Source organism: Mesorhizobium sp. BR115XR7A, from assembly GCF_020165315.1.
GTDB classification, from domain to species: Bacteria; Pseudomonadota; Alphaproteobacteria; order Rhizobiales; family Rhizobiaceae; genus Mesorhizobium; species Mesorhizobium australicum.
The window spans coordinates 85,194-96,851 of record NZ_JAIUHW010000019.1; the positions used below are offsets into that span (position 1 = coordinate 85,194).

At 61.5% G+C, this 11,658-nt stretch carries 13 protein-coding genes; 8 read left to right on the forward strand and 5 right to left on the reverse strand.

Annotated features, from left to right (window positions below):
- The first annotated feature begins 44 nt into the window (after positions 1-44).
- Both plsY and dprA read left to right on the forward strand, forming a co-directional pair.
- The gene (plsY, locus tag LB557_RS29380) at positions 45-632 is read left to right on the forward strand and encodes a glycerol-3-phosphate 1-O-acyltransferase PlsY (RefSeq protein ID WP_224644149.1); all 588 of its coding nucleotides are present in this window, start codon (positions 45-47) and stop codon (positions 630-632) included.
- Complete coding sequence (dprA, locus tag LB557_RS29385) at positions 629-1,762, forward strand: DNA-processing protein DprA (RefSeq protein WP_015317747.1); 1,134 nt, start codon at positions 629-631, stop codon at positions 1,760-1,762. Before plsY ends, dprA begins: the two co-directional genes overlap by 4 nt.
- A gap of 6 nt (positions 1,763-1,768) precedes the next feature.
- On the opposite strand, the gene LB557_RS29390 is transcribed toward dprA, so the two are convergent.
- The 5 genes from LB557_RS29390 to LB557_RS29410 form a co-directional block, all read right to left on the reverse strand.
- Entirely contained in the window at positions 1,769-1,981 is a 213-nt protein-coding gene (locus tag LB557_RS29390; protein WP_015317746.1) for a hypothetical protein, read from the reverse strand.
- Entirely contained in the window at positions 1,981-2,781 is an 801-nt protein-coding gene (gene otsB / locus LB557_RS29395) for a trehalose-phosphatase (RefSeq protein ID WP_224644150.1), read from the reverse strand. Before otsB ends, LB557_RS29390 begins: the two co-directional genes overlap by 1 nt.
- Positions 2,781-4,556 (reverse strand): trehalose-6-phosphate synthase, encoded by a 1,776-nt coding sequence (locus LB557_RS29400; RefSeq protein WP_140873783.1) that lies wholly within the window; start codon positions 4,554-4,556, stop codon positions 2,781-2,783. The genes otsB and LB557_RS29400 overlap by 1 nt, the downstream gene beginning before the upstream one ends.
- Positions 4,557-4,662: 106 nt before the next feature.
- Positions 4,663-6,825 (reverse strand): glycogen debranching N-terminal domain-containing protein, encoded by a 2,163-nt coding sequence (locus LB557_RS29405; protein WP_224644155.1) that lies wholly within the window; start codon positions 6,823-6,825, stop codon positions 4,663-4,665.
- Between the two features lie 45 nt (positions 6,826-6,870).
- Positions 6,871-7,932 (reverse strand): glycosyltransferase family 4 protein, encoded by a 1,062-nt coding sequence (locus LB557_RS29410; RefSeq protein WP_015317742.1) that lies wholly within the window; start codon positions 7,930-7,932, stop codon positions 6,871-6,873.
- Between the two features lie 178 nt (positions 7,933-8,110).
- Here LB557_RS29410 and LB557_RS29415 point away from each other — a divergent pair, with 178 nt between their 5' ends.
- From LB557_RS29415 to LB557_RS29440, 6 genes are all read left to right on the forward strand, one after another.
- Entirely contained in the window at positions 8,111-8,596 is a 486-nt protein-coding gene (locus LB557_RS29415) for a hypothetical protein (RefSeq protein WP_181166521.1), read from the forward strand.
- A 260-nt stretch (positions 8,597-8,856) separates the two neighbouring features.
- Positions 8,857-10,044 (forward strand): tyrosine-type recombinase/integrase, encoded by a 1,188-nt coding sequence (locus LB557_RS29420; RefSeq protein ID WP_224644151.1) that lies wholly within the window; start codon positions 8,857-8,859, stop codon positions 10,042-10,044.
- The gene (locus LB557_RS29425) at positions 10,041-10,607 is read left to right on the forward strand and encodes a hypothetical protein (protein ID WP_224644152.1); all 567 of its coding nucleotides are present in this window, start codon (positions 10,041-10,043) and stop codon (positions 10,605-10,607) included. The genes LB557_RS29420 and LB557_RS29425 overlap by 4 nt, the downstream gene beginning before the upstream one ends.
- An 84-nt stretch (positions 10,608-10,691) precedes the next feature.
- On the forward strand, positions 10,692-10,895 hold the full coding sequence (locus LB557_RS29430) for a hypothetical protein (RefSeq protein ID WP_224644153.1): 204 nt from the start codon (positions 10,692-10,694) through the stop codon (positions 10,893-10,895).
- A gap of 180 nt (positions 10,896-11,075) precedes the next feature.
- Positions 11,076-11,429: a hypothetical protein gene (locus LB557_RS29435; RefSeq protein ID WP_224644154.1), complete on the forward strand. Its 354-nt coding sequence runs from the start codon at positions 11,076-11,078 to the stop codon at positions 11,427-11,429.
- A partial coding sequence (locus tag LB557_RS29440; RefSeq protein WP_224713142.1) for a hypothetical protein occupies positions 11,426-11,658 on the forward strand: 233 nt, incomplete at its 3' end. The genes LB557_RS29435 and LB557_RS29440, both read left to right, overlap by 4 nt.

The window sequence follows — 11,658 nt, forward strand, 5'->3', positions numbered from 1 at the left end:
AGCCATGCGACTTCAGGCATGGTTGGGGGAACGCGGGGGGAACAATGACTTACGGCCCAATCCTGGCGCTGGTGTTCGGCTATCTGCTGGGCTCGATTCCGTTCGGCCTGCTGCTTACCCGCGCGGCCGGCCTTGGCGATGTGCGCAAGATCGGTTCAGGCAATATCGGCGCCACCAATGTGCTGCGCACCGGCAACAAGGGGCTTGCCGCCGCGACTTTGCTGCTCGATATGCTGAAAGGCACGGCCGCCGTGCTGATAGCAAGCCATTTCGCGCCTGAAGCCGCGATCTGGGCTGGTCTCGGCGCCTTTCTGGGCCACCTGTTCCCGGCATGGCTCGGCTTCAAGGGTGGCAAGGGCGTCGCCACTTATCTCGGCGTGCTGGTCGGCCTTGCCTGGCAAGTCGCATTGATCTTCGCTGTCGTATGGTTGGTGATGGCTTTCCTCTTCCGCTACTCATCGCTGGCGGCGCTGGCTGCTGCCGTGGTGGTACCGATCGCGCTTTATTTCCTGAGCACGCCGCAGATAGCCATTCTGTTCGTGGTGATGAGCATCATTGTCTTCATCAAGCACCGAGAAAACATTTCGCGACTGATTGCCGGCTCCGAAGGCAAGATCGGAGCCAAGGGGTGAGCGAACCGGCCGCCGGGCCGCGTCTCACCGATCGCCAGCGGCTGAGCTGGCTGCGGCTGATCCGCACCCAGAATGTCGGCCCTGCCTCCTTTCGCGACCTGATCAACCGTTTCGGTTCGGCCGAAGTCGCGTTGGAAATGCTGCCGGAACTGATGATTTCCGGCGGCGCCAACCGGATCGTGCGCATTCCTTCCCTTGCCGAGGCCGAGGCCGAGATGGAGGCCGCGCGGCGAGTTGGAGCACGCTTTGTCGGTATTGGGGAGGCGGACTATCCGCCGCTGTTGCGCAGCATGGACAATCCGCCGCCGATGCTGGCGGTCAGGGGCAATGCCGCGGTGTTCCGGTTGCCGGGTGTCGCGATAGTCGGCGCCCGCAACGCATCGCTTGCCGGCATCAAGATGGCGCGCATGCTGGCAGCCGATCTCGGACGAGACGGCTACGGCATCGTCTCCGGCCTGGCACGTGGCATCGACACGGCGGCGCATCAGGGCAGTCTCTTGACCGGTACGGTCGGCGTGCTCGCCGGTGGGCTCGACCTGCCCTACCCGCCCGAAAATGCCGGTCTGTGCGATGACATTGCGGAGCGTGGCGCCATCATCTCGGAAATGCCGTTCGGCTGGCAGCCGCGTGCCCAGGATTTCCCGCGCCGCAACCGCCTTGTCGCGGGCGCCGCTCTTGGGCTGGTGGTGGTTGAGGCAGCACAGCGCTCAGGCTCGCTGATCAGCGCCAGGCTTGCCGGCGAGATGGGCCGGTTGGTCTTTGCGGTACCCGGCTCCCCGCTCGATCCGCGCGCGGCCGGTACCAACGGTCTGCTCAAGGACGGCGCCACGCTGGTCACCGAAGCTTCGGACATTTCCAGGGCGATCCTTCCGCTGACCGGCATGCGGGCGCCTGATCTGCCGCCGTTTGAGGACCCGCCCGACTTTTCGGCCACACCGCCACCAGGCGAGAGCGACCGGGCCAAGGTGATCGAGGCGCTGGGGCCGACACCGGTGCCGATCGACGAGATCATCCGCCACACCGGCCTGCATCCCGCCCAGGTCTTCATGGTGCTGCTTGAACTCGACCTTGCCGGCCGCCTCGAGCGTCACGCCGGTGGAAATGTTTCGCTTGTTTTCGGGGAAGGCTAACCGCCCTCAGTGGCGGCTGGTCTTTCTATCTCCGGTCTCGTCGTAATCCTGCATGTTGGCGTCAAAGAGATCCTTTTGAACAAACTGGCGCCAGACCTCATCCGCGTCCTGCGGGCGCGACGGATCGAAACTCGGCTGGGTCTCGTGCGTATTCGGCAGCGACCGCCGGCGTAGCCAAGCAGGCATGATCTCCAAGATGAGACTGGTGAATTGGGTCATCACGGACTCCTTCGATTGAAGGGATGGACCAGGCCGGTCGATCCACCCAAATTACGCTGGCTCACCGCACCCAGCCAAGCCAAAGCCTCCCCGACGTCGGCAAGCACATGGCGCGCCGCTGTCGGTCCGTGCGGTTTGATGCGGATCGACATGCCGTCCATCTCGTTCACGGCCTCGAAACCATTTTCGTCGGATGTGTCGTCGCCCAGAAACACCGGCCGCCGCCCCTCGAAAGCCGACAGATCCAGAAAGCGCCTGATGGCCGCTCCCTTTGCTGCCTCCAGCGGCATCAATTCAACGCCGGCATTGCCGGCCAGCACCCGATATCCCGTAGGCAACCTGCCCAACGCCTGTTCGACCAGTTGCGTCGCGCGCTGCAACAGTTGCGGTGCCGCGCGCGTGTGGACTGCCAGGATCGGTCCCTTGCGCTCGATATAAACGTCCGAACTGCCCAGCTCCGCTTCGATTTCCTCGGCAAGTGCCGCAATGTCGGCCGGCTCTCCCGCTGCCTCGACCGGGCCGTCGCGGATGAGCCTGTGCTCAAGCCCATACAGCCCGGCGGCGCGCAATCTGAGCGGCTGGAAAAGATGGTCGACCGCAGCGATCGATCGTCCCGTGATGAACGCCAGAGCTCCATCCAATTGCAATTCGAGCCTCGCCAGCAGCGTACGCAATTCATCGCCGACAACCACCGCATCGGGATGCGCGGCGTGTTCGAGAAGCGTGCCGTCAATGTCCAGGAACAAGGCCCACGGCCCTGTTGGGAGCTCAGGCGCGGGCAGCTTTGGCAGAAGCGACATCACAGCGCCGCCACCCGTCTGCGATCGAGCAGCGAGATCACGTTGCCCGATGAGGTCGGGGCGGCGCCGACGGCGCGATCGACCGCAACGCGTTTGCGCAGGCGCGCGGCATCGAGAAGCATGCTGCCGGCCCACCGGTAGACATTATTGTCGCGAACGACCTCACGCATCCTTTGCATGCGCTGCCGCTGCTCTTCCGACGACATCGTCAAAGCCTGCAACAAGGCGTCGCCCATCATTGTGGCGTCGTAGGGATTGACGATCAGCGCTTCCAGCAATTCCTTGGAAGCGCCGGCGAACATGCTGAGCAGCAGGACCCCCTGTTCGTCATTGCGCGCCGCGACGAACTCCTTGGCCACCAGGTTCATGCCGTCATGCAGGCTCGTGACCAAGCAAACGTCGGCGGCCCGGTAGATTTCGTAGACCTGTTCCTGCGAATGATGTTCCGTGACCATCAGGACGGGAGTGTAGCCGTCGCGGCCATAGCGCCGGTTGAGATCCTCGGCTTGACGCAGACACTCTTCATGCAACTGTTGGTATGCGGGCAAGGTGCCGCGACTGGGTGCCGCGATCTGCAGGAAGGCGACCTTGCCAATCCATTCCGGATGGAGCCTCAGCAGCTCATCGAGTGCGGTAAAGCGATCGAGGATGCCCTTCGTGTAGTCGAGACGTTCGACGCCGACACACAGCCTGACATCGTCCGCCAGCCCGAATTTTTCACGAACATGCCGACGGCATTGCGCCACCTCGGGCAGCTGGGCCTGTCGCGCCGGCTCCCATTCGATTGAAATCGGATACGCGTGAACCAGGCTGATCTGGCCGCCATAGGAGATGGCGGAATCCTCGCGCTCGATCCTGCTCTCCAGGAAGCGGTCGACGCTGTCGATGAAGTTGTTGCAATGGAACTGGGTGTGAAAGCCGACGATCGAACTGCCCAGCAATCCTTCTAGGATCTTCTCGCGCCATGGGCAGATGCTGAACACCTCGGAATTCGGCCATGGAATGTGCCAGAAGGTGATGATGATGGCTTCCGGCAGGCGCTCCCGGATCATCCGCGGCAACAAGGCGAAATGGTAGTCCTGGACCAGCACGATGGGCCGCTCGTTGCGTGCCTCCGCGACGACGGTGTCGGCGAATTTGCGGTTAACCGCCTCGTAGGCCTCCCAGTCGGAAGCACGGAATATCGGTCGGGTGAAGGCTATGTGGCACAGCGGCCAAAGCCCCTCATTAGCAAAGCCGAGATAATAGCCTTGCTGTTCTTCCTCGCTCAGCCAGACACGGCGCAACGTATAGGAAGGGTTTTCCGGCGGCACTTCGACGCGGTCGTTTTCGTCGACCACCAGCGCATCGGCCGAACCGCCGCCATAGGCGATCCATGTGCCCGCACAGGCGCGCGTGATCGGCTCCAGGGCGGAGACCAGCCCGCTGGCGGGTACGACCAGCTGGATGCCCTCGCCGTTGCGGTTATGGATGTAGGGTTCGCGATTTGACACCACGATCACCTGTGCATCGGGAAGTTCCTTCGCCAGAATGTGACGCAACGTTTCCGGCGACCATTGGACGAGGGCGGCGGCCGCGGATTGCCCGTTCTTTTCGAACTCCGGCAATGGGCTGCGAACGGATCCTGCTTCGAGACGGGCGAGCTTCATGTTTCTGGCCCGGCGCGCCCGTGACAGCACCACCGCGAGCGCGACGCATGAGATACCGACAATTACGAGAACGAAGAGCCACAGTGCGGCCGAGGGTACGACCAGGTACGAACTGTTGTCGGGCATTTCGAATTGATTACCTTTCAATGGGACGCGGCAGATCCACCGACAGGAACTCCAGCATCCTTGGCGTGCTGATCCAACGTTCCGCACCCGTGATGGTTCCGATTTTTCAGCTCTTGACCACCAGTGGCACCAATCCTTCATGCGCATCCGCAAGGAAGGCACCGACACGATCCCCCACGCGCTGAAACGTCAGGTCCACCGCCACATGTCCCACCGAGAGATGGCGAATGACAAGATTGTCGATGCCGATCGGCAAGTGCGGCCGGGTCACGTGAATCTCGTTCGTCCAACCGTCGATCTGTAGGCCGAGGCAGGCCTGCATGAGCATGAAGGCGGAGCCCGCGGACCAGGCCTGCGGCAGGCAAGCCACCGGATAGGCAATCGGCGCTTCGCCGGCCGAGCGCGTGAACCCGCAGAACAGTTCGGGTAGCCGCATGTTGAAATGAACCGCGGATTCGAAGGTCCCGCTCATCAACCGCACCACGCTGTCGCGGATGCCGTATCGCGCCAGCCCGGCGGCGCAGATCGCGGTGTCGTGCGGCCAGATGGAGCCGTTATGATAGGACATCGGATTGAAGAAGATCGCATCGTCCGCCAGCGTTCTCAGCCCCCAGCCGGAATGGAACGAAGCCGACAGCAGCTGGTCGGCGACCATGCGTGCGCGATCCGGATTGGGAAGGCCGACATAGAGCAGGTGACCCGCATTGGACGTGCGCACCTTGCAGGGTTGGCCATCGCCATCGATCGCCAGCGCATAGTAGCCAAGCTCTTCGATCCAGAAATGGCGTTCGACTTGTTGGCGAATGGCATCGGCGCGCAGCTCCCAATTCTCCGCCCGCTCCTCTTCGCCGCGCAGCCGTGCCAGCTTTGCCAATCCCCGAAATGCTGCAAAGACGTAACCCTGCACCTCGACCAGCGCGATCGGCCCTTTCGGAATGCGGCCGTCGGCATGGAAGACGGAATCGAAGCTGTCCTTCCATCCCTGGTTGGCAAGGCCGGATTCCGCGGCGCGCTGATAGGTAAGAAACCCTGTCGAACGGCTCGCTGTCTCGATCCACTCGGCGGCGGCGCACAGCGATGGCCAAAGGCCATCGATGAAAGCCGTGTCTCCCGTGCGGTCCGCATAGGCGCAGGCGAGATGGATGTAGAGGGGCGTCGTATCGACGCCGCCATAGTAGCGGCCGAACGGCAACTCGCTCAGCGCCGCCATCTCGCCCTTGCGGGTCTCGTGCATGATCTTGCCGGGCTCGGAATCGCTGAAGGGAGAGGTTTCGGTCGCCTGGTGCTGGGCGAGAAAGGCAAGCACGCCACGAGCCAGGCCGGGATTGAGCCAAAGCATCTGCAGAGCTGAAATCACACCGTCGCGGCCGAAGGCGGTGGAGAACCACGGGATCCCGGCATATGGGTAAGGCCCGGTCGCCAGTTCCGTGGTGAGCAATGCCACATCGGCACGCGCCCGTTCCATCCAATCATTGAAGACGCGGCCTGAACTGTGCAGCGTTGCCCCATGCCGGCGCTTGGCGCGCATGCCGAAACGGGCGCGCGCCGCCGCGGCCCGGAAACGTTCACTTTGCGGGCGGGCCGTTGTCTTGCTCCCCACCTCCACATACAGCGTCTGGCGGCTGCGCTTGGTGACGGCAATGAAGAAATCCGCCCGCTCGGAGGTCAGATGATCCGGGGGCTGTGAAAACGAAATGGCCGAGGTCCGCACGACCTTGTCCAGCCCTTCGTAGCGGAGCACGACCGAACTCTGGTCGATCTCGGCCGTGTGCGCGGTACCGCGCTTGGAGCGGGTCGAGCCCCGGACTTCGAACATGTCGCGAAAATCAACACCGAAGCGCAGTGACACCAAGACCGTCGAATGCTCCCGGCTATAGTTCGAGAGCGTGATGCGTTCATATAGCCTTTCCTGCCACAGAAGCCTGACCCGCTCGATATGGATCGCGCCCTGCGGAATCTGGCGGCCCGCGGCGCTCTCGATCGGCAGATTGGTCAGGTTGCTGGTGAACAGGACGTTGTCCTGGCTGAGCGATGCGCCCAGCAGCGACAACGATCGCCCGCCAACCGTCAGGCGAAATTCGGAGAGCACGCGCGTGTCGTCGCGGAAGAAGCCGTCGCCGGCGCCACGTATGTCGCCATAGGCGTCGGCGACGGCAAAGCAATCGCCATGCTTGAGAGCGTAAAGCCGATGCGGCTCCCTGGGCGCGGTTTCGTCCAGGGAAGCCAGTGCTATCGCAGGATCGAGCTTGCGCTCGTCGAGTTGGGTAATGGTCAAGAAGATTGTCCCGTGCTGGTTTCCGAACGGGTTGAAGATCTATGAGGCCCTGCTCTCTTCGTGGCCGGTGGTCAGCCGCGAATAGGCCTCGACATAATCCCTGGCCATTCTATCGGCCGAAAACCGCCTTTCGAAGGCCGTTCTTATTCGTCGCCTGTCGAGTTGCAGGAGAGCCGGCATCGAGGCGACGGCATCTTCGATGGTTTCGACGACAAAGCCGGTGACCCCATGATCGATGATCTCGGGCATAGCGCCGCAACTCCAAGCCATGACCGGGGTTCCGCACGCCATGGCCTCGATCACCGCAAGCCCGAAGGGTTCAGGCCAGTCGATGGGAAACAGCAAGGCGGCCGCATTGCCCAGAAACCGGGCCTTCTGGTCCTCACCAATCTCGCCGACATACTCGACCCGGTCGCCATCGATCAGCGGCTGCACGACTTCCTCGAAATAGGCGCGGTCGCCATCGCCGACCTTGGCGGCGAGCTTCAGTTTCAGGCCGGTTCGGCGGGCAATCTCGATTGCCCGGTCCGGCCGCTTGTCGCGTGACATTCTGCCGAGAAAAGCAAGGTAGGTACCGTCCGAACCGGCCTCGAAATCGGCCTCATAAAGGTCAAGCGGCAGCCCGTGATGGATCGTCGCCAGCCAGTTCGCGGATGCGAACCGCGCCCGCTGGCTGCGGGATATGGAAATCATGGGGAACCGCGGGAACCGGTCATAGGCTTGCGCGAGGTCCGCGTAATCTAGCCTGCCATGCGGCGTTGTCACCGTGCGCTGCGGCATATCACGGAAAAACGGGAAATGCAGGAAATGGCTCAGATGGAAATGCACGACGTCGAAGTCGTCGGCCCGTTTGCGCACTTCGTCGAGCATCGACAAATGTGCCGCGATCTCGGACTTCAGCGGACGCGGATCGAGACGAAGCGCCCTTTCGCGGCATGGCACCAGTTTGGCGGAGCTCTTCGTGTCGCCGCTGGCAAACAACGTCACCTCGTGGCCGAGATCGACGAGAGCTTCGGTAAGATACGAGATGATACGCTCGGTACCCCCGTAAAGTCGTGGCGGCACCGATTCGTAGAGTGGTGCGACATGGGCAATCTTCATGTCCCGGCGTCCCTCAATGAGCTGGTCATAGAGCCAAAATGCATCAAGGCCCGGATCGTTCCTATATCAGCGCAAGATGCGTCGAATGATCGATCCGTCCCCTGTTTGAGTAGATCCGCCGCCCTATTTCCTTCTGGTGCTGTCGACCTTGCGCTTGCGGCAGCCGAAGGAGGCCCAGATGCAGCAACCCAGGGATATCGCAGCGCGGCGCCTGAGCATGATCATCGAGCAATATGTCGAGGCCAGAAAACGGCATTTTGGCTTTGTGTCGACTGATCAGGCTGCCCGAGTGATCCGCAGAACCCTGAAGCCCGATCCTTCGGAGCCAGCGCTTTCCGATCACGACCTCGACGACATGGTCGCCGCCCTCGCCGTGAAGAACGGCCTGGCCGTCATCTTCGACCGTGGCGTGCGGGGACCGGCCAACGGCGCCGAGGCCGACCTGAACAGAAAGGAACCGATCATGCGAGCACCGACGGAGACCCCGGATGTTGCCGGCGCGGTGGACGCTATCCTGAGCGATCGCACTGCCCAGCTTTCGATGAGCGCGGTCATCTCGTTGCTGCGCGAACGGACCGGCACCAAGCGATCCGACGCGGATCTGACAGGACTGATCGCCAAGAAAGCCGCCGTTCTGGACGTGCACCTGTCAGGAGGCGTCTGAACGGTCGTTGAGCGCCGCAAGGATACATGGGCAAATCAAAAGCGCTGACATGTCATTTGACGATGGTGAGCGCGATGGGATTCGAACCCATGACCTACTGATTAAAAGTCAGGGGATAATAGCTAACGCGGACGCACTACCGCTAAAACGCGCTTGCCACAAGCCAATGTTTTAACATAGAAATTAGCGCATGTTAGCCCAGCGTTAGCCGATGTCACTGGGCCGAGTTGTTAGCCAACGGTTAGCCCGGAGCAACTTCAATGCGCAGAAAAACCCTGTCTGATGCAGGTGTTGCAGACCTCAAATCCAAGGCCGCACGATACACCTTTCCCGACCCGGAATTGCGCGGCCACTATGTCCGCGTGATGCCCTCCGGCGCCAAGTCGTTCGTGGCTGTGTCGCGAGACCCGAACGGAAAGCAGGTTTGGGCCACCATCGGCGCCGCCGACATGATGGGCGTAGAGAAGGCTAGGGAAGACGCCCGAGAGGCGATCAAGCGCATCCGGGCAGGATTGCCCGCCATCGAGCAGAAGAAGGCCACGGAAACGTTTAAAGACGTGTCCGACGCCTATCTGAAACGCCACGTTGCAGCCAAGGGACTGCTTTCTGAAAAAGAGATCAAGCGATGCGTCGATGTTTATGTCTCTCCGAGATGGGAGAAGCGCGAGTTCATCGGGATCAGGCGCGGCGATGTCGCTACGCTGCTTGATGAGATCGAGGACAGCAACGGCGCTAGGCAGGCCGATATGGTGCTGGCGATCGTGCGCGGGATTTGCAACTGGTACGCAGCTCGCAACGAGGATTATTTGTCGCCGATCGTACGAGGCATGCGGCGCGCCTCGCCAGTGAAGCGTGAGCGGGTGCTGAGCGACGACGAGATCCGCGCCGTCTGGCAGCAAGCCGGCAAGGCCGGTACCTTCGGCGATATCCTCCGGCTTGCTCTGTCGACTGGACAGCGCCGCGATAAAGTCATGACCATTCGATGGGACGATGTTTCCGTGGATGGCGTCTGGAACGTGTCTAGCGACGATCGCGAGAAAGGGACAGGCGGCGAGTTGAAGCTCCCTGCCCTAGCACTCGACGTCATCAGGTCTCGGAGCCGAGTCGGCGAAAGCCCCTATGTGTTCACCGGCCGCACCAAGGACGGCTATTTCAACGGTATGTCGAAGGCCAAGGTCGAGTTCGACAAAAAGGTTCCTATCGATCATTGGACCATTCACGATCTAAGGCGTACTGGCCGGTCGCTGATGGCCCGTGCCGGTGTCTCCAGCGATACGGCGGAGCGTGTCATGGGCCACGCAATCGAAGGGGTCCAGGGCGTCTACAATCGCCACCGCTACGGCGCCGAAAAGGCGGACGCCCTCGCCCGTCTTGATGCCTTGCTGAAGACCATTCTCAATCCGCCGGCAAAAAACGTCGTCCCTATTAAGCAGAGGGCGCGGAAATGACCAAAAACGCGGACACCGCAGAGGCATTGGCATACGCCAAAGGGCGGGTAAGGTTTGCTCGCGACACGCCTATCGACATCGTGGATGGCTTGCCATCAGTGCGCTTTCTATCAAAAGTCGATGGGAGGCGTTTCGTGCAAGAAATGATAAAAAATCTGGCGCGGTCGGATGACAGTTTCCTTGCTGAGCACACGGAGTATGCCAGCCAGGGATGGGGCATCGCTGACGCCGCAATTCGGGATCTGATAGTGGAAACTGTGCGCGGCGGCTCCCCCATGTTACCATCACTCTCTGCCTACAGCGCTTTGTTGACCGCCGGCCCAGTCCCGAAAAAGCCTGGAAAGGAAAAGGCCGACAACATCTTTCGAGACATCGCCATAGCCTTGATTGTCGATGACGTGTCGACCCGCTTCAACCTTTCGCCCACTTCAAACGGAAAGAGCGAAAATCCATCGGCGTGCCGTGTGGTTGCCAAAGCTCTGGAAGCCGCGAATATGTTGAAGGGCCACAAGCTGGTCGAGGACATTTGGAAGCGGTTCGGCAGCTCCGTGAAATCGTCCTAAACATTCCCCTGCCGATCAATCAGGACCAACCGTCCTAAAGCCTGTGCAATTGGAGAACTCGCAACTTAACGCGAGGCAAACCCAATGACACAGAAACTACTCCGCTTCCGCGACCTGCAGGAGCGCGGCATCGTCGCCAGTTGGCCGCAACTCAAGCGGCTTGTCGAGCACAACGGCTTCCCGCCCGGTCGCTACCTTGGCGAAAACTCCAGGTTTTGGACTGACGATGAGGTGGCCTTGTGGCTCGCTTCCCGTCCCCTCGCTGGTCAACGCGAGGTGGCCGCGTAATGCAGCAAGACCTCGAACCAGCTTTCGATATCCAGGTCGCGGCGCGATGGCTCTGCGAAACACCTAAACATCTCCGCCCGCGTCCTACCGTGGTCGAATTGCGATCCCGATTCCCTCTCGACGCTCTGGGCGCTTGCGAAGCAATTCGCCTCGCCAATCTCGTGAAGGCAGGAGGCGCCGATGCTGCGCATCCCTGAAAAAGAGACCGCCGCTCTCGATGCCAGTCGAGGCGGCGGAATTGGAGATACTTCACGGAGCAAATCTAGACGTAAGCAGGGTGAATCACAAGCGGCATGGCGTGAAGCCAACCGCGCCGCACTTAAAGCTCACAATAAAGTTGGTTGGGCAATCCGGTCAGGCAAGCTGAAACGCGGGGTCTGCAGCGTCTGCGGCTCCGACCGGCATGTTGATGCTCATCACCCAACCGAAACCGACGAGCTAGCCTATCAGAAGCCCCTGGAGGCCATCGTCTGGCTTTGCCGGAGCCATCATCGCCAACTTCACGCGCGCCTGCCGAAGCGGGGGCGGAAATGAGCCGCGACTTCGCTCCCATCGCTCCTGCCCTCTGGACCTCTCCGGCCTTCCTGTCGCTCGATGGAGACGGCCGGCAGCTTCACCTGTTCTTTCTGTCCTCCCCGCACCAGACCAGCGCCGGTTGTTGTCGCATTCGGGAAGGGTACGCCGTGGCCGATCTCAAATGGCAGCCGGGGCAATACCAGGCGGCCCTGGCCAACATCATTGCCGCAGATCTCGTCCTGCACGA